The organism is Marinoscillum sp. 108, from assembly GCF_902506655.1.
Taxonomy (GTDB): domain Bacteria; phylum Bacteroidota; class Bacteroidia; order Cytophagales; family Cyclobacteriaceae; genus Marinoscillum; species Marinoscillum luteum.
In genome coordinates this window covers 65,464-83,390 of sequence record NZ_LR734811.1, presented here as the reverse complement: position 1 = coordinate 83,390, position 17,927 = coordinate 65,464, and the positions used below count along the sequence as shown (strand labels likewise).

The 17,927-nt window shown below is 46.2% G+C and carries 15 protein-coding genes; 5 read left to right on the top strand and 10 right to left on the bottom strand.

Annotated elements, in window-relative coordinates; all coding sequences use genetic code 11:
• Positions 1–38: 38 nt before the first annotated feature.
• Positions 39–422, bottom strand: coding sequence for a RidA family protein (locus GV030_RS15625; RefSeq protein ID WP_159584003.1), 384 nt, complete (start codon positions 420–422; stop codon positions 39–41).
• An 8-nt stretch (positions 423–430) separates the two neighbouring features.
• Positions 431–1,087, bottom strand: a complete 657-nt coding sequence (locus tag GV030_RS15620) for a DUF4230 domain-containing protein (protein WP_159584001.1) — start codon at positions 1,085–1,087, stop codon at positions 431–433.
• 113 nt (positions 1,088–1,200) lie between these two features.
• On the opposite strand from GV030_RS15620, the gene GV030_RS15615 reads away from it, so the two are divergent.
• On the top strand, positions 1,201–2,922 hold the full coding sequence (locus GV030_RS15615) for a sodium:alanine symporter family protein (protein WP_159583999.1): 1,722 nt from the start codon (positions 1,201–1,203) through the stop codon (positions 2,920–2,922).
• 175 nt (positions 2,923–3,097) lie between these two features.
• On the top strand, positions 3,098–4,570 hold the full coding sequence (locus tag GV030_RS15610; protein WP_159583997.1) for a M28 family peptidase: 1,473 nt from the start codon (positions 3,098–3,100) through the stop codon (positions 4,568–4,570).
• Between the two features lie 52 nt (positions 4,571–4,622).
• On the opposite strand, the gene GV030_RS15605 is transcribed toward GV030_RS15610, so the two are convergent.
• The 4 genes from GV030_RS15605 to GV030_RS15590 form a co-directional block, all read right to left on the bottom strand.
• Positions 4,623–5,231 carry a GDSL-type esterase/lipase family protein gene (locus tag GV030_RS15605; RefSeq protein WP_159583995.1) on the bottom strand — a complete coding sequence of 203 codons (609 nt, stop codon included), beginning with the start codon at positions 5,229–5,231 and terminating at the stop codon, positions 4,623–4,625.
• 11 nt (positions 5,232–5,242) lie between these two features.
• A complete protein-coding gene (locus tag GV030_RS15600) occupies positions 5,243–7,162 on the bottom strand; it encodes a 1-acyl-sn-glycerol-3-phosphate acyltransferase (RefSeq protein ID WP_221413397.1) in 1,920 nt (639 codons plus the stop codon).
• 763 nt (positions 7,163–7,925) lie between these two features.
• On the bottom strand, positions 7,926–8,399 hold the full coding sequence (locus GV030_RS15595) for a hypothetical protein (protein ID WP_159583991.1): 474 nt from the start codon (positions 8,397–8,399) through the stop codon (positions 7,926–7,928).
• A 63-nt stretch (positions 8,400–8,462) separates the two neighbouring features.
• Complete coding sequence (locus tag GV030_RS15590; protein WP_159583989.1) at positions 8,463–9,248, bottom strand: SDR family oxidoreductase; 786 nt, start codon at positions 9,246–9,248, stop codon at positions 8,463–8,465.
• A 107-nt stretch (positions 9,249–9,355) separates the two neighbouring features.
• On the opposite strand from GV030_RS15590, the gene GV030_RS15585 reads away from it, so the two are divergent.
• The gene (locus tag GV030_RS15585) at positions 9,356–9,871 is read left to right on the top strand and encodes a hypothetical protein (protein ID WP_159583987.1); all 516 of its coding nucleotides are present in this window, start codon (positions 9,356–9,358) and stop codon (positions 9,869–9,871) included.
• Position 9,872: 1 nt separating this feature from the next.
• Here the strand turns inward: GV030_RS15585 and GV030_RS15580 are convergent, their stop codons facing one another.
• The 4 genes from GV030_RS15580 to GV030_RS15565 all read right to left on the bottom strand — a co-directional run bounded on the left by GV030_RS15580 (position 9,873) and on the right by GV030_RS15565 (position 12,762).
• On the bottom strand, positions 9,873–11,231 hold the full coding sequence (locus tag GV030_RS15580; protein ID WP_159583985.1) for a hypothetical protein: 1,359 nt from the start codon (positions 11,229–11,231) through the stop codon (positions 9,873–9,875).
• A 61-nt stretch (positions 11,232–11,292) separates the two neighbouring features.
• Positions 11,293–11,781 (bottom strand): YkgJ family cysteine cluster protein, encoded by a 489-nt coding sequence (locus tag GV030_RS15575; protein ID WP_159583983.1) that lies wholly within the window; start codon positions 11,779–11,781, stop codon positions 11,293–11,295.
• Positions 11,782–11,789: 8 nt separating this feature from the next.
• Positions 11,790–12,185, bottom strand: a complete 396-nt coding sequence (locus GV030_RS15570; RefSeq protein ID WP_159583981.1) for a phosphohydrolase — start codon at positions 12,183–12,185, stop codon at positions 11,790–11,792.
• Positions 12,186–12,306: 121 nt separating this feature from the next.
• Positions 12,307–12,762, bottom strand: a complete 456-nt coding sequence (locus tag GV030_RS15565) for a DinB family protein (RefSeq protein WP_159583979.1) — start codon at positions 12,760–12,762, stop codon at positions 12,307–12,309.
• Positions 12,763–13,282: 520 nt separating this feature from the next.
• Here GV030_RS15565 and GV030_RS15560 point away from each other — a divergent pair.
• A complete protein-coding gene (locus GV030_RS15560; protein WP_159583977.1) occupies positions 13,283–16,321 on the top strand; it encodes a TonB-dependent receptor in 3,039 nt (1,012 codons plus the stop codon).
• Between the two features lie 12 nt (positions 16,322–16,333).
• Positions 16,334–17,923, top strand: coding sequence for a RagB/SusD family nutrient uptake outer membrane protein (locus GV030_RS15555; protein WP_159583975.1), 1,590 nt, complete (start codon positions 16,334–16,336; stop codon positions 17,921–17,923).
• The last annotated feature ends 4 nt before the right edge of the window (positions 17,924–17,927 follow it).

Genomic DNA, 17,927 nt, shown 5'->3' with positions numbered 1-17,927 from the left:
AAGCGCTCCTGCCGTCCGGCAGGAGCGCTTTGGGTTTTCTAGCCCTTGCTGATGACAGCCGTTGCTTCTATCTCCACCACCAGCTTATCGTCTATCAGTGCCGACACTTCTACCATGGTGGTGGCAGGCTTGATGGTGCTGAAAAATTCTCCGTGTGCCCTGCCAACTTCTTCCCACAGAGAAATGTTGGTGACGTACATGCGTGTGCGCACCACGTCCTGTAGGGAAGCTCCGGCTTTCTTGAGTGTTGCTTCGATGATTTCCAGGCAGCACCTGGTTTGCTCATAGGCAGACCCGTAAAAAGGAGCACCATCTTTGACCGGTGCTGTGCCGGATATTTCTATCACGTTGCCAATGACTACCGCCCTGCTGTAGCCAACTTTGTCTTCCCAGGGGCTCCCCGAGGAAATGTTTGTTCTCATAGGTTGATTTATTGATTTAAAATGATGGATTGATCCATTCGGAACTTGATGACGACCGGTTTATTGGACAAGTTTTCAAAAAGTGGCTGTAGGACAAGTCGGGCATTGGTCCGCGTTTGCTCCAGGATGCCCATTTTCAGAGCTGAAGCTTTGATTTCTGCTTCAGCCACTTTGTATAGTTCCTCCATGAATTTTTTCTGATCGTTTCTGGCTATTCCGGAGATCTCCAGGTCATAGAGCCTTGATTTTTCCAGATCTATTTTGAAATAGCAGAGTTTAGGCGTGGGTAGGGTCACATAGAGGGTGTCGTTATCCTCCCTGATGTCTTCTTTTCGTACGGCGGACAGGTCGATGCAACCGGCAGCACTTCCCTGACTGATGAGCACCGCCCTGGAGTCGGGAGCCAGAGATGTGGGCAGTTTGAAAAACTTAAAATCGATTTTATCCACCGCCTTTTTTACTTCCGTCACCTCCTGAAAATTGTATTTTACCAGCTCCAGATTTCCCATTTCCTCTACACGTGTGAGGATGGTGCTCTGGTAAGTGTCTTTTCCTCCCGTGATCACATCCAGTGACAGCTTCTCCTCCAGCAGCATAAGTGTGAGTAGGAGTACTACCAATAGCCAGGGGAGTATTTTGAGGATGATTTTCAGAAGACCGATCATGTGGTCAATTTATCCAAGGCAGCCGTGAAATCAAAGCGAGGTGATAGACCGCACTACTTTCATTAGAATCATTACTTTTGTCGGATTATCAATTTTACAACCTTTTCCCTTTTATGCTTCAGATCAACGAATTTCTTAGCCTCATTGACAGTTTCATTGGTGGGGCAGTCTGGTTTCCTTATGCCCTGCTAGGTACAGGTTTGTTTTTTACTATTTACCTCAAGTTTCCTCAGGTTAGGTTTTTCAGACATGCCCTCCGCATTGTGAGTGGAAAGTTTGATCGAAAGGATCTTCCAGGCGATACTTCGCACTTTCAGGCATTGTCTACAGCCCTTTCGGGCACGGTAGGTACGGGCAATATTGCGGGTGTTGCGTTTGCGGTACACCTTGGTGGCCCTGCAGCTCTTTTTTGGATGCTCGTGACTGCTGCTTTGGGTATGTGTACCAAATTTGTGGAGGTTTCGCTTTCGCATAAGTACAGAAACAAACTGGATGACGGCACCATGGCCGGTGGGCCAATGTATTACATGAAAAATGCCGACTTCAAAATAGGAGGTAAAAAAGTGAACCTGAAGTGGCTGGCGACCATCTTTGCTGTGGCTACAGTGCTGTCTTCGTTTGGCACAGGGAGTCTCCCTCAGATCAACAGCATCTCCAGCACCATGTTATCCACCTTCGGAGTTAATCAGATGCTAACAGGCGCGGTACTGGCTATTTGTTTGGGATTGGTGATTATCGGAGGGATCAAGCGGATCGCTGCGGTGACTTCCAAGCTGGTACCCGGGATGGCCATAGTTTATTTCATTGGAGCCTTTGCCGTTATATTCTTCAACATCGAAAATATTATCCCTTCTTTCGTTTCCATCTTTAGTGATATTTTCACTGGTACGGCTGCTACTGGGGGCTTCATCGGAGCCAATCTTGCTTTTGCCTTCAATCGTGGAGTGAACAGAGGACTCTTCTCCAATGAAGCGGGTCAGGGGTCAGCACCTATTGCTCACGCATCGGCCAAGGCTAACGAGCCATTGTCTGAGGGTATGGTGGCCATTCTGGAGCCTTTCATCGATACCATTATCATCTGTCTGGTGACTGGCCTGGTACTACTTTCATCTGGCGTATGGTCAGAAAAGCACAATAATCAATTTGAATATGCTGAGATAGAGATACTCAACGATAGCTATAAAGAGAGCAACCCAGATAACTCTAAAACCATCTATGACCATTTGAATGGCATTAAAGCATTGCCTGTATATACTGGCGCACTGAATGTGGTGGATGGTAAAATACAGAACGAAGACATCACGTTTCTGCATTCAAGAAGTTTTGCAGAGAATGTCATGGTCTACAAAAATGAAGGGCTCCTGACAGATGAGGTCTTCACCGGTTCGGTGGAGATTGTCAACGGGACAGTGACCGACAGTAAGCCGCTGAAGTTTATTGGAGAGTCACTGGTGCACAGTGCACCACTTACGGCCATTGCATTCAATAGAGGATTTTTTGGTGACTATGGTCAGTATATTGTCTCCATTGGCCTGCTATTATTTGCCTTTAGCACAGCCATTAGCTGGTCTTACTATGGAGACCGTGCCATGACTTTCTTATTCGGTTCTAAATCCGTGATTTACTACCGCATCGTCTATGTCATTGCCTTTTTCTTTGCGGCTTTTCAGGATACCACCATCATCTGGACCTTGTCGGGCATCACCATAGCTCTGATGACGATACCCAACCTGATCGGGATCATTTGGTTGAGGAAAGACATGAAGCAAACGATCAAAGAATACGGCGAGTTCTTCGAGAAAACTTTCCCGGGTGAAAAACATCCAAAGTTTTAACAGAAGTTCTTCTTTTCCGAAAGCCCTCCAGATCAAGTATCTGGAGGGCTTTTTTATACCAGCAGCCTGAAGCAATACCATCCAACGCCAAATAATGACCGCATACAAAATCCTCATTACGCTCTGATAAACAATTCTGTACTTTAGCGCTTCTAAGAATAAACACAAACTGAAAATGAAGCAATTACTGGTACTATCCACGGCCTTATTGGTCTCTTTTGGGAGTTTTTCTCAAAAACTGGTGAAGGACATAGACAAGAAAGTTCAGCTAAGTGAAATCAAATCACACTTGTATTTTTTGGCCTCCGATGAGCTGAGAGGAAGAAATACAGGTACTCTAGAAAATGAAATAGCGGCCAGATACATTGCAGAGCGGTTTCGCTCTTATGGAGTGAAAATGGCTCCGGGTATGGATTCCTATTTCCAACCTGTCTCCCTGATCAAAGAAGTAAGTCCCCAGAAAGCTACTTTGTCGGTAGGGGAGAAAACCTTCAATCTGGGAGATGATATGGTCTTCTACAGTTCTACCAATGGGACATTCAGTGGTGAGGTCATCTATGTGGGTTTTGGCCTGGAGGACGACCTGGAAGGTAAAGACCTCAAAGGAAAAATAGTGGTAGCCAAAGCCGGGAATGGTAACCCTGATGAGAGACTTACCCCTTATACCATCCAAAAGCAGGAAATGGTGGAGGCGGCAGGTGGATTAGGCCTGGTGGAACTTTATAAGCCCGGTCGTTATCCATGGAAGCTCATTCAATATTACTTCTCAGGAGAAAAGTACCGACTCGACAAAGGCGAAGTGGGAGGCAAATCCACATTTCCATCGGCATGGCTGTATGACTCGGGTGATGTGCTGGCCTATTTTGAAGAAAGTGATGGGGCGCTTGCCACGATCACGATCGAGGGTAAAAATAATCTGTCCATATCTGTACCCAATGTAGTGGGCTACATAGAGGGGACCGACCCCACGATGAAAAGTGAGTATGTCATGATCTCGGCGCACCTGGATCATGTAGGTGTGAGCAAGGCAGACGGAGACTCCATCTGGAATGGTGCCCGTGACAATGGCATAGGCATAGCCAATATGCTCACGGCTGCTGAGTATCTAAGCAAAAACCCACCCAAGCGATCTGTGGCTTTTTTAGCATGCAATGCTGAGGAGAAAGGACTGTTGGGTAGTCGTTGGTACGCGGATCATCCTGTGTTTCCCCTGGAAAAAACCGTTTTTGACCTGAATACTGATACCGGAGGGTACAACGACGTGACGAAGGTAACCGTGGTAGGATTTAACAGGACTTCAGTGACACCACTTTTTGTGAAGTCAGCGCAGGCCTTTGGACTTACCGCCATAGATGATCCTTTGCCAGAAGAAAACTATTACGATCGATCAGACAATGTGAGCTTTGCGGCCAAGGGCGTGCCTTCGGTTTCTTATGATCCCGGATATACCGAAATGAACGAAGAAATCACTAAATACTACCATCAGCCTACAGATGAACCCAATACGCTGGATTATGAGTATCTGACGAAATACTCCAAATCGTTTATTTACGCAGTGTGGCTCATTGGCAACCGTACCGAGGAGATTTTCTGGGAAGCGGGAGACAAGTACGAAGAGGCAGGGAAAGCTCTGTATGGAGTGGAATAAGCGCTTATTAAACAACACACCCGATACCACCTGGCCTTGCCGGGTGGTTTTTTTATATCTCAAAGTAACGCCTCACCACGCCGCGCCAGATTTTGTAACCCTTCTCATTCATATGAAGCTGATCTTCCAGATAGAGTTCCGGACGGGCTACATTTCGTTCATTGAGCATAGAGTCAAACACGTTGATGAGGCGGGCTTTGTCCAGACCCATCAGTTCCTTCCTGATGAGCTTATTGGTAAGCTGTATTTCCGGTAGTAGGTAGGTGCGTATAGGACTGGGTTTGATGGTAATGAAATCCAAAGGCATCCTGGGAAAAGTGAGTCGAACCATCTTCACCAGCATCCGAAATTTTTTCAGCACTTTCTCTGGTTTGATGCCATTCGCCAGGTCATTGTCTCCTACGTAGATGACCATATGGGACGGCTCAATGTTGGCGAAAAGACGCTCGAAGTAGTAAATACACCAGGAGAAAGAAGATCCGCCAAAGCCAAGGTTGAGGATGTTCAGGGGAGTCAGGTCATTTTCCAGGTTTTCCCATAGCCTTATCGAGGAGCTTCCATAAAATACGACAAGGTCCTTTTTATTGGGGTGATCAAGGATTTTTTGCTCAAGCGCCTCGATCTCCTCTTCAAATTCAAAATCCATAATATGTTCATCCATGGGTCATTGCACTAAGACTTCCTGGATTGTTCCAGGGCTCGCTCCACGTAGGCGCGGTACGTTTCCTGATACTCCGAAAGAAACTGCTTCATCTCTGTTTTGCTTTCAGGGTCGCTAATATAGTCAGACACCTTGAAAGGGGGCAAAATGAGGCAGGAGAAGCAATTGTTTCGGGCACGCTTCTCAAAATTGGCCATGGCCACAGGCACGATCCAGGGTTCTTTTTTCATGGAAAGTGCCAGGTTGAAGGCCCCCGATTTGAATGGTCCGGGGGATTCTTCAGTGCTGTAGGAGTTTCCTTCCGGGCTAATGATGAGGTTGCCACCTTTGGCAAGGTGCGCACCGGCTTCATTGTAAAACATTTGGCGTACCTGCTTCTTGAGTTTTTTAGGTTTCGTTCCCGAATCTTCAGTGAACACATCTATGTGCCCCAGGCGTTGGTAGTATTCCTGATGTGCAAACTCTTTGCTCAGTCCCACCCGCACGATGCGCAAGCCCGGATCACCATATTTTTTCATCAGCACCATGCTGCTGATAAAATGAGAGTCCAGAGTGATTTGAAACTGGTTGGGCAGGGTGTTGTACGTATGGTTTCGGAGGTGATTGTATATGAAGATATTACCGGATTTCTCTGGCAGGTTTTCCTGGCCCTTGATGATGTGATCCTGATGATCGAAGATCTTCATATAGGCGGTCGCACTGATTTTTCTGACCTGCTCGGCAGGCAAGTCCTTAGGGGCACCCACCACGCTGTTGTACACATTCACCAGGCCTTTGTAAAACTGTTGCTCTTTTCGGATTCCTTCCAGAATGTCCAGAGAAGAGAGCGCTACAGTCTTCTCCAGAGAGGTGCCGTGTTCTTTGAGATTCTCCAGGGTGTCAATGGCATCGGTCACTGTAAGCTTGTTGTCCAGCAGGTGAGGTATTTTGTGTAATGGAGAAGTAAGCGTGAGCCTGGCGCTGTTTTGGTCGATCAGGTTGCTGATGGCCACCACTTCATGGTTAAGTCGAGAGGCAATGATCCTGGCCCGGATGGCTTGCAGCTGGTGGCTGATCAGCCAGAGGAGTCGCTTGAAGTACTGTGGTGAGAAAGTAGGGTTGAGCTTGATGATCCTGTCCATGCTGGTCTGAGGCACAAAGTAGACCAGGGTATCCTGGACGGCATGCGCATTGATGATGTTGGCTTTGAACACGGATGAGGCCCAGCTGAGTACAAACCCAGGAGTGGTGATCTGTGTGAAACTTACATTTGCCTGATTTTCGCTGTGGTAGCTAAAACGGACTTTCCCCATCCCGAGAATAAACAGGCCATCAGATTTTTTATCCTGTGTGTAGATGATTTCATTGGCTGCATACATCCGGCGCTCTACATTTTGGGAGAGAAACTCTAGCGGGACTTCATCAAAGGCCTCGAAAAACGCAGATTTTCTTAGGAATTTGACCAGGTCTTCTTCCGGAGAAGGCGCCGTGATGGTAAATCCATTGGAGCTTTCAGGAAGTGAGGGCAGCACAGATGGGGCTTTTGCATTGAGAATTTTTACCGCGATTTTAATGAGGTCTCTGGCTCTTCCGCAAATGTCTCTGAGAAAGGCAGTGCCCAGTTCAGGATTGGCTTCCAGAATCTCGCGGAGCTCCTCGTGGTTCCATTTGATAAAGGTGGCCGAAAGCGAATCCACTTTCACAGTGGTGGCATATCTGCCGGGCGAATTGAACCCACTCCATCCAATGGGAGTCAGCTTGGTGTCACTTTCACCTACTTCTATTTCTCCACCTGAGTCATCCATGGACAGAAAAAACCTTACGCGACCCGATTTCATCAGATAGAAATCATTCGCTTTGGCAAATTGCTGAGTCAGGATTTCACCGTTTTTTAAACGGATTTCTATACCCTTGTCCAATAAAGAGGGGTCAATTACGGAGTTAATATTCAAAGTCTTCAATTATTGAAATATTTTTAATTTATCCAATCAAAAGCAAAATATTATTTAATAAAAATAGACAATTGTTGTGAATAATAAAAATATAGTATGGTTTTGGTGAGTTGTGAGACTTGAATTTTTGGTGCTGAAAGTGTACGTTGTTTCATTCTTATTGTGAAAATGAGTGGTGGGTGCCCTTATCTCAGGGCGTATAGTAGGGGGTATGTATGCAAAAGAACCATTGAGCACGAGTGAATGCGCAAATGGCTAATGCCGGATCAAACGGAATTCTAGTGGGGAGATTGTATTAAAGATGGATAGTGATCCGTAATCTGGCATCTCATTTGACTCAATCCAACTGATTGGCTGCTTAGCCTTCATTTTCTTTGCTTGCCCCGGGCCGCGTAGGCAAAGAAAACAATTAGTGGTCCTACAGAAGGGCACCAACCTGGCCGGTCGCACGCAAAAAATCATTTTGACTCATCGTTTATGGACTTTTTTAAAGACCTTCTGAAGTCAAAATGATTCACACTTGCCTTGGATGCCCCACCCGCCTTTGTGTCCTTACTTTTCTGGATCTACAGTGGAATAGTTATTTTTTTGCAAAAAATAACTATGTAGTGATGCCCCACACAAATATTGCTTGATCCATAATGCCATCAGAAAACTTGATAGAGCTGATATGACAAAGCATACTCAGTACAGCCCATGCCAATACACTGACAGAGAATTCTCAGCAGGAGATCATTTCGGAAATGTTGTTTGGTGTGAAGTATTATAGCGTATCCCGGTAGTTCACAGGACTACATTGTGCAAATTTCACGTCCTTGCTCATCGGGAACTTCGCACTGTTGATAAACTCATTCAGGAGTTGATCAAACTCTGCCTGTCTTTCTACACTGAGTTCACCTTCCTCAAACTGATAGATGAAATATTCGATGGAGCCATCGGCGGCAAAATAGATTCTGTTGAAGCAGCGGGTCTGTCCACCCCATCTGAAATCGTTGCTATTCAAATAGGTGCTTAGGTCACGAATCATCGCGTAGTATGCCTGAATGTACTCGGTTTGCTGCTCAGAAAACACCGCCAGGTTGGGATCACTGTGTATGCCACTCTTGTAGGTACTGTCCAGCTCTGCTACGTTGATACCCTGGTTTTTGGCTTCCTCAAAGGAGATGGCCATTTGCCCGAAGGACTGTATAGAAAGCAGACTAAGAATAATGATTGGAATGTACCTGAATATTTTCATGGTTGGCTTTGATTAAAACGGGGGCAAAAGTAGGACAAAACCAAGAGAACGAAAAGGTGAACCTCAATGAAAGAACTTGTAACCTGTTTGGGAGAGCATTTTTTCGGATGAAACCTCTTTGTAGGGTTTGGCTTCCTGTGTGAAGTCCGGAATTTCCACGCCCAGGTCTTTTGCCGCCAGGGTATAAAACTCGGCTCTGGTCTGGCGATGGGGGGAGCAAGCGTTGAATGTTTGATTCCAGTGATGGTCTCGGATGATGGTTTGGATAATGCCAATACAGTCGTCTAAATGGATCATGTTGACCGGGTTATGAGCACCACCAAGCTGTTTTTTGCCAGCCAGAAATCTACCGGGGTGCCGCCCGGGGCCATAGAGCCCACCAAACCTGATAATGGTACTTTGGAGGTTGGGGACTTCTGTGAAGAGGTGCTCCATCTGCAGTAGCGAGATACCAGCCCTGCTCAGGCTATTTGCCGCGGCATCCTCCTCCGTGACCACCCGATTGAGATCAGGATAGACTGCCGTAGAGCTCACAAAGATCACTTTGGAAACCCTGGAAACAAGCATGTTTTCTCTTACGGATAGAAGTTGCTTTAGGTGAAAGGACGGGTCTTCGTTTCTATTTCTGGGTGGGAGATTGATAATGACAAGGTCACTTTCGAAAAAATCTTTCGGTCCCTGATACGTGGGGTTAAGATCTATCAGATACGGATGGATACCTGCGATGTGCAAAAGAGATATTTTTTCAGGATGTGTGGTACTGCCTTTGACCAGATGTCCTGCTTTTATGAGGGCTTTGGCCAGCGGGAGGCCTAACCAGCCACATCCCAGGATCGAGATTTTCTCCATAGCACAAAGGTAAGGCTGAATAGCGGGGCGTATCAAAAAAACTCGGCGAGTAAGAATTGGTTGAATTTGATATCTTTATTGGCTGAAGATTCTAAACTCATTTTTTTATGAAACACCGCTTGATACTACTACTCTGCTTTTCCTGCTTTTTTTTGATGACCAGAGCACAGGAAAAGGACGAGAATATTGTGACGATCATTGATGACCTCACTATCCAGTGGGACAATTCTGCAGAGAAACTCAGAACTTATGAGGGCTTGATGGACTATTGCCGCACGAAGGCATATAGGGATAACACCATCTTGCTCTTAAAGCAAATTCATCATTATGATAGTGCCCTTTACAGGATTGTACAGAGTAAATTTCAGACGAGCGAGGATCCTGAGGCCAAGGCCACGTTGGATGACATCAATACGCTGGAGACAGATTACACCACAGGCGCTTTTCTGATGTTTCTGAGACAAGAGTGCACCGCTTTGAATGATAATGAACGCAACAAAACCATGGATGACTATAAGAAGGTGTCCAAGGAACTGGAGAAGGAAATGAAAAAGTATGTGGAAGCAATCACCAAACAAATAGACGTGGTGGACGAACATATCCATCACTTAAAAGGCCTTTGAGTTACTCATAATACGCACCAAAGAGAATCATCATTTCATCGGTGCTTCTCAGTCCAAAGGCCAGATCCCGGTCTTCCCAGTTGTTATAGGTGGCCTCCAGCATGAGGCCCTCGCCCGCTTTGAGGCCGAGGGGTGGATCCAATTGCAGAATAGGTGGGTGCTCCCAGTCATTGGAGAAGTAGACAAGCTCACCGTGGCGTTCTCCCCCTGAGATGAACACTTTGAAGGAGGTGTTGTGCTCATGCGCGTGAGACCAAAGTTGAAAAATATGCCGATCCTTATCAAAGGTGTAGGTTTTTTGAATGGTGGTTACTTTTCCGGCCGGTAGATAGAAGTTGTCATTATTGAGGTTGAGAATTTGAGCAATATGCGTGACTTCACTGGCAGAGGTGGTATAGATATTGGCATATACTTCCCCCTCCATGGTCTCGTCTGTGCGGTTGGCATAGTGACTGTTCATGTCAAACCCTGAGTTTGCAGGTACTTTCAGAGCCACTCCCTCCGGGTAGTTGTATCGCACTTTGGGCACCTGGGTACCAGCTACAAACTGATGAAACTGCATGTGATACAACGTAGTAAACACATAGTTGCCGGAGGCATCGTAGACATCTCTGATCAGGTTTTCATTGGGCAGGAGCGAGGGAGCAAAAGTCTCGGGGAAGTTGTAAAGGATAAAATGGTGGCTTCCTGACTTCATGGTGATTTCAAAGCCGGAGATGTAGAGTGGCTCGGTATTATTGAGTGGCTGGTACTTGAAAAGCTCACGTTCGCTGTTTGGGCGCACCTCAAAAGGAGTAATATGAAATTGATATCCTTGCTCGGGTAACGGAAGCGGCTGAAAGGCAACACGTTCAAACCAGCTGGTGTCCTTAAGTACCTCCCTGTCTATCACGTCACCCTCCTGTGGTGCGCCCGCAGAAATCCATTGGCGGATGAATTCAATTTGCCCATTGGTCAGTGGATCCCCACCCAGAGGCATCTGTGAGCCATAGCCTGGGTGATCTGCGTAAAAGTGCTCCTGATCCGGAGCGTTGATTTTTTCCCAAAGGAAACTTTCGTAAAGACTTTCCAGTCCCTTATCGCCTACGAGCATCAGGCCATCCTCTAACGCGGCGGTGTTTTTAGGGGGGCGATTGATGAGCTGAGCGTAGGATACATCGGCAGTGAGGATCAGATCGGATTGTCGTGCAAAGGAAGATCCTGATACATGGCAGCTGATACAGGTTTGATCCCATATTTCCCCTTGTATGATCTCATAGCTGGAAGTATACGCTTTCAATGGATCCTCGGGCTTGTTTTCTTTTTCGCTACAACTGGCCAGTAGGAGGATAAGGAGAGTGAGGTATGCTTGAGCGCGCATCGTTTTTGGGGTTACGTGGACTTAATTTAAGCAATTTACCTCTAAGGATGCAGCAGAAGGACTATTGGTTGTACGATTCGCTTAGTTTCCTTACGATCTGACTTACGGCTGGACAAACCAGGGTGTTTTTGAAGGTGAGGTCTGTGATCTGATACATTCGTTTTCTGTCGGTATGGGGGTATTCACGGCAGGCCTTTGGACGGTTTTCATAGACAATGCATTTATTGTCGGCACCCAGAAACGGACAGGGTGAGGATTTGAGGACATAATCCTTTTCTTCGTCCAGGTAAAGATATGTATCGATGAAAACCGGTACTTTCATTTTTACTGTGCGGGCGAGTCGCTCTATGTCTGCCATCTGAAAGATGGGCGAGGTGGTTTTGCAGCAGTTGGCACATTCGAGGCAATCTATCTCTTCGAAGGCTTCTTCGTGAAGGGTGTGAAATTGATTATCCAGATTTTTAGGTTTAATCCTTTTCAGAGTCTTCAGAAAAGCTTTATTGGCTTTTTGCTGGTCTCTTGCCTGCTTCAGTGCTTCTTCATAGATCATGGTCAAAATTACCACTTAATCATTGGAAATGGCCTCAGGGGATGTCTGATGGCATGATTAAGGGCTCTGGATGAGATCATACGGGTGAAATTTTCCCTGGGGAAAGTGCGCTCAGTTTCTGAGATAATGCTTTCGGGGATATTGTACCGGATAAATCCGCTGGTTAGGTCTATCAGATCAGCTTTTCTAAAAGCCTCAGCTTCTATGTTTCCCTTGATGGGCCACAGTTTGTGATGGTTTTTGATGAAAAACGCTACCTCATCTGGCAGGTAATCAAAGTCGCTGTTTTTTAGGTAATCTCTGGCCAACTGCTCGGACCCTGATAGGTAGTCCATTCCATCAGATACCCATATATCCAGATCGTGAAATGCCACGGCGATGGCCAGTTTTTTATTTTCGCGCATTAACAGGAGGGTGGTGGCATAGGTGTACACTCTCTGTGCGTGATTGTGGTAGGCATGGTAGTCTGGCCCCAGTGCGTCCCGATATTTGTGGAGTATTTGCCCGATTAGTTTCAGAAAGAGATTATTTAGAAGATTTGAGCAAATAGATCTGACCCAGATGATAGATGTCGTGCTGAATGATACCGCATAATAGCTTTTCAAAGGTGATGGTGTGGTTTGGGACGGTCTTGCCCAGGAGTTCATCTGTATGCTCCGAGAGCAGGGAGTTTAGTCTTTTTTGTGTGGATTTAAACTTCGAATAAAGCTCGGTTTTATCAGCTGGCTCGAATTGTCGGGACTCCCAGTCATTCTCTCCACCGACCTCTATTTTGAGGTCTAGCCCGGTTAGTTTTCCAATCACATATTCCCTCCAGGCAATCATATGAGAGATGATCTGGCCGATCGAATGCCCGGTACCCAGGTGTTTGCTGAGGAGCTCGGGTTCTATTTCCTGGAGGTAGGTCGAAATAGAGTTGCCAAACCATGGTTCCCCATCATATACTTCATTTAGCTGATCGATGATTTCCCTTAAGTTCATGAGTTGAATTTAAGAAATATTTCTGATTAGCAGCTTTTTGTAGAACAATCCGCTGCGCTATCAGGCCAGGGCGTCTGCTACTTGTGAGAAGTCTTTTCAGTTCATACCAGGCACCTGAGAATTTCCGGAATTCGAAGAGAAGCGAATGAGATTGGTGTTGGTCGGGTGTGAGCATATGCACCCGGTATTTCGTGAGCATTCAATTCCCTTTTTTTCTATGAGACCATGCGTTTTAGTAGTTATAAGGGACCACGTGAAATGCGCTGAATTTGGCTTTTTTTCGCAACCGATTTCAACCATATAAAGCTATCCCTATTGAAAATATGCTAATTTTTTCAAGAAATTAACACAATCGATTGCGTTTATTGAATATTACTACTACTTTCATTGTATGATTTGCCGATTTGCAGATTAAAGGGGATTTGAAGTGACTTCTTTTTGAAGGTGCTTTTTGACCTGATGAAAATGTGAAACCTAACAAAATGATGTATGTATTATGTGTACTAAAAAAATGAAAGTCATGGCTCACCAAACGGCGCGGTGGTCGTGGATAATGATGCTTCTGTTGACCTACTCATCCTATGCACAGATGACGGTCAGTGGTAGAGTTACAGATAACGAAACTGAGGAAGGACTTCCTGGTGTTACCGTTCTGGTCAAAGGCAGTTCCACAGGAACGGTTACGGACATTGAGGGCAATTATCGCTTTTCGGTACCCGAAGCGAATGCCACCCTTGTATTTAGTTTTGTAGGCTTTGCTCCGCAGGAAGTGGAAATAAATGGTCGACAAATAGTGGATGTGGCATTATCTGCTGATATTCAGGCACTTAACGAAGTAGTGGTGGTAGGCTATGGTACGATGGAGCGGGCTAACGTTACGGGTGCGATCAGCACCGTAGATGTGCAGGAAATCACCAAGGCTTCCGTACCCAATGTAGTAGAAGCTATGAGGGGGCAAGTGGCCGGCCTCCAGATCGTGAGGACAGGTGGTCAACCGGGTTCAGGAGTGACTTTCAAAATACGAGGGAACAACTCCCTTGGCGCTTCGGCGAGTGGAGGTAGCAATATAGATGATGTGAACCAACCCATTATTGTGATTGACGGTGTACCTCTGGTTGGTGGAAATCTGGCAGAGCTCAATCCAGCGGATATAGAAAGTATTAACGTGCTGAAGGATGCAGCTTCGGCTTCCATTTATGGTTCGAGTGGTGCCAACGGAGTGATACTGATCACCACAAAAAACGGGCGGCCTGGTAGAACTCAAATCAAAGCCTCTGCGTCCACAGGTATTGTTAATATCGCTCAAAGACCTAATATTATGAATGGAGATGAATTTCTTCAATTCAAGTTTGACGCGTTTAAGGCTGGCGATGCGACAGTACCAGACCCTACTGTAACCAGTTTGTTGGACATGGTAGAGGAGCAAAACTACATCGCAGGGAATGAGGTGAACTGGTTGGATGAGGTATTGCGAACCGGAATTCAGAACAATATGGGAGTGGAAGTTTCAGGTGGATCTGCTCAGGGCAATTTCTACCTGAGTGGTAATTACTATGGTGAGAAGGGCCCCATTGAGGCTTCGGACTACAAGAGGTTTTCCACTCGATTTAATGCCAACTGGAACATCAATGATCGAATCACTGTGGGAGCAAATGTTCAGCTTTCAAAGAGCTTCTCGGATCAGCGAACACGTATTGTGGGATTTGAAAACAATGCCGTGCCATCACTTTCAGCACTCGTAGGCACCAGCCCTTTCGGAAATCTATATGATGCAGAGGGCAATTACAGCAAATTTGCTACAGAAGACTTGTTTGCCGTAAATCCATTGCACAAGTTCAATGAAAGTGAATTTGACGTCAATGTGACCAGAGCATATATCAATCCCAACATCAACATTGAGATTATAGATGGACTGACTTACACTTTGAACACTTTCGCGCAAACGAGAATGGAGTTTTTCGGCAGATACCAATCTGATAACTTCACAGATGATGCTCTCAACCTGGCGCAAGTCAGAGAGTCTGAGGAAGTGAACTATTTGTTGGACAACATCCTCAACTATACCAGAGAGTTTGGCGACCATGGAGTGAACGCCACCGTGATCTATGGTGGGCAGGTAAACAAATGGACAAGGTTTGAGATGAATGCTCGTAACATTGCCGCTGATGAGCTCGGTTATTACGGAATACACTCAGCACCTGCGGCCCAGCAAACCATAGGCACCAACACAAGTGATTGGGCGAAGTACTATGTGGCCACTAGACTTGGCTACAACTATCAGGGCAAGTATAGTGCAACATTTACGGTACGACGCGACGCTTCTTCGAGGTTTCTTGGAGATAATCGCTATGGAATATTCCCGTCTGCTTCATTGGCATGGAATGCCCAGGAGGAGAGTTGGTGGTTTGGTGGAAATAATTTCAACATGTTCAAGATGAGACTGAGTTACGGGGTAATGGGTAATGACAATATCAATCCATTCTCCTATCAGGCGGGCACTTACCCTACTTCTATACCTGGTACAGAGAACACAGGGTTTAGACCTGGAACCACGGCCGGGAACAAGAACTTGAAATGGGAAACGAGCAAGCAGTTCAACGTTGGAGCCGACTTTGGTTTATTGGCTAGTCGTATTTCGGGATCGATAGAGGTATACAATACTGCCACTAAGGACGTATTACTTTATCAGCAGATACCAGCTCCTCTCAATAATGGCTACAGCCAGTTTCCATCTAACATTGGAGAAACAGCTAATAAGGGGATTGAATTGTCTCTAAAGGCTGTTGCCATGGAGTCAAATGATTTTAGCTGGACACCTAGTCTTAATCTGGCTGCTAATCGTAGCACAATCGAAAAGCTAAATGAGACTGGCCCTGACGGAGAGCCACTTGATGACATCTCAAATGGATGGTTCATAGGTCAGGATTTTAGAGAAATCTACGATTTTAAATACCTGGGCGTTTGGCAGGCTGATGAAGTGGCTGATGCTATTGTCACCACGTTCGGAACTGCTCCACAAGCCGGTGATGCCAAGATAGATGATGTAAATGGAGATGGAAATATCGATTTTGATGACAGAACATTCATTGGAAACCCTACTCCAAGCTGGTATGGTGGGATCAATAACGTGATTACCTACAAAGGATTTACGCTATCGGTGCTATTTGAGGCAGTGATGGGTGTAAAGCGATACAACAGTATATACGGCGGTTACAACTCTGCACGGGGCAATACTATCGCAATCAACTACTGGACTCCTGATAACCCTTCCAACGATTATCCAAGAGTGGGAGAGGGTTCCCCAATGTCCGGACCATTTGGGGCAGCTATCTTCACAGAGGATGCCAGTTTTGTTTCATTGCGGAACATTTCATTCTCCTATAACCTTCCGTCCAAGTGGGTTAAAAAGGCCTCATTGGGAGGGGTAACCTTATCTATCAGGGGAAATAACCTCAAGTACTGGACTGATTACACCAACGCTTATTCTCCGGAGATCACAAACACAGATCAGTACCCTGTGACTAAAAATTGGACAGCAGGATTAAATGTCACATTCTAAAAAACACTAAACATGAAAAAATATAGATATTTATTCATAGCACTGCTCCTTACTTTTACTACTTCATTTTGGGGTTGTGATAAGCTCCTTGATGATATAGAGCTGAGACATTCACTTTCTGCAGAGGAAGCAGCGCGGACGGCAAAAGGTAGTGATGCGATTCTTTCCGGGGCCCTGCTGGCAGTCAGGTCCACATTCAGGGATCCAGGAATCTCGGTGTACAAAGCCTGTGGTACCGATATAGTGAGAGATGGAACCAATCTGTCTGACGAGCCAGCCTCAGGTATGCCTGGGATGAATTCATACAATGGTTCATTTGCTGCTAATAGCACTCAGGTTTTATCCATTTGGGACACCTACTATAGCGGTATTACCTTTGCAAATACAGCAATAAACGGACTTGTTTCTTCCGGGTCAGTGGATGACTTGGATCCGGAAATCAAAGACAAACTCGGACAAGCCTATACCATGCGGGCATATTTGTATCTGGAGTTGGTTCGCCGGTTTGGCAATATTCCGATTATAGCAGCTGCGGATTTGGATCAGGGGCCGGTGTTCGAGGCAGAGCAGCGACAGGAATCAGAAGTATATGACCTGATCATTTCTGATCTGGAGACAGCTGTCCCGTTGATGTTTACCCGAAGTGAGATTGGTGACAGAGGAGTACTGATCCCTTCGAAAGGTTTGGCCAATCTTCTGTTGGCGGAAGCAGCGCTAGACAGGGGTTTGTATGAAAAAGCCGCCGCTGCAGCAGAGGCAGTCATCACCGACCCTTCCTATTCATTGCAGCCACTGGATGGAATCTTTGGTCTGGATGGAGGCAAATCTGGAGAAGAAAACAATGCAGAAATCATCTTTTCTATTGGGTTTACCAGTGACATTCCTGATGAGGTACAGTGGACCTCCCAACACTTCATGCCCCTGTATGATCGTGTGAATGGAGTAGCCAGAACGATGGAAGCAGGTGGAAGGCCATGGTCTAGGTTGTCCCCGTCAGACTACTACTGGACCCTGTTTGACGAGGCGGATGGTAGGTTAGAAGCCTGGCACAAAACCCACTGGGTATTTGATGATCCAGAGGCTTTGCCTGACGGGAGGAATATCGGAGACCGGGTGGAGAGAGAAGATCTGGAAGCACAGTTTGGAGAAGATCCCATAAGGTTGCGTTACGCTGACCCTACCACTTTCAAGTACTACGAAGATAATACTTACGGAAGGACCACCGCTCAGGCTGAGGGTTGGAGAAACATCATTCTCTTTAGATACTCTCATGCATACATCGCCGCAGCGGAGGCCTATTTTGGACAGGGTAATACAGGCCAGGCCATGACTTACCTGAATGTACTCAGAGAAAGAGCTTACGGCAATGTCACGGGCAATTTTTCAAGTATCACTCTGGAGGACATTGTGGAAGAGCAGGCAAGAGAACTTGGGCATGAGGGACACCGGTGGGCGTTCTTAAAGCGCAATGACTTGCTGGTAGAAAGAGTACGTATGCACAATCCTGCAGCGGCACCGAATATCGAGTCAAAACATGTTCGCTGGCCCATTCCGCTGGAGTTCATTGATCAGACTGGCAGTACGCAGAACACGGGTTATTAAAATT

Excerpts from the sequence above, each read along its gene's own strand:
- GV030_RS15555 (WP_159583975.1), top strand. The coding sequence starts at position 16,334 with ATGAAAAAATATAGATATTTATTCATAGCACTGCTCCTTACTTTTACT.
- GV030_RS15575 (WP_159583983.1), bottom strand. The coding sequence starts at position 11,781 with ATGATCTATGAAGAAGCACTGAAGCAGGCAAGAGACCAGCAAAAAGCC.
- GV030_RS15615 (WP_159583999.1), top strand. The coding sequence starts at position 1,201 with ATGCTTCAGATCAACGAATTTCTTAGCCTCATTGACAGTTTCATTGGT.
- GV030_RS15625 (WP_159584003.1), bottom strand. The coding sequence starts at position 422 with ATGAGAACAAACATTTCCTCGGGGAGCCCCTGGGAAGACAAAGTTGGC.
- GV030_RS15565 (WP_159583979.1), bottom strand. The coding sequence starts at position 12,762 with ATGAACTTAAGGGAAATCATCGATCAGCTAAATGAAGTATATGATGGG.
- GV030_RS15570 (WP_159583981.1), bottom strand. The coding sequence starts at position 12,185 with ATGCGCGAAAATAAAAAACTGGCCATCGCCGTGGCATTTCACGATCTG.
- GV030_RS15590 (WP_159583989.1), bottom strand. The coding sequence starts at position 9,248 with ATGGAGAAAATCTCGATCCTGGGATGTGGCTGGTTAGGCCTCCCGCTG.
- GV030_RS15595 (WP_159583991.1), bottom strand. The coding sequence starts at position 8,399 with ATGAAAATATTCAGGTACATTCCAATCATTATTCTTAGTCTGCTTTCT.
- GV030_RS15560 (WP_159583977.1), top strand. The coding sequence starts at position 13,283 with ATGGCTCACCAAACGGCGCGGTGGTCGTGGATAATGATGCTTCTGTTG.
- GV030_RS15610 (WP_159583997.1), top strand. The coding sequence starts at position 3,098 with ATGAAGCAATTACTGGTACTATCCACGGCCTTATTGGTCTCTTTTGGG.
- GV030_RS15605 (WP_159583995.1), bottom strand. The coding sequence starts at position 5,231 with ATGGATGAACATATTATGGATTTTGAATTTGAAGAGGAGATCGAGGCG.
- GV030_RS15580 (WP_159583985.1), bottom strand. The coding sequence starts at position 11,231 with ATGCGCGCTCAAGCATACCTCACTCTCCTTATCCTCCTACTGGCCAGT.
- GV030_RS15620 (WP_159584001.1), bottom strand. The coding sequence starts at position 1,087 with ATGATCGGTCTTCTGAAAATCATCCTCAAAATACTCCCCTGGCTATTG.
- GV030_RS15585 (WP_159583987.1), top strand. The coding sequence starts at position 9,356 with ATGAAACACCGCTTGATACTACTACTCTGCTTTTCCTGCTTTTTTTTG.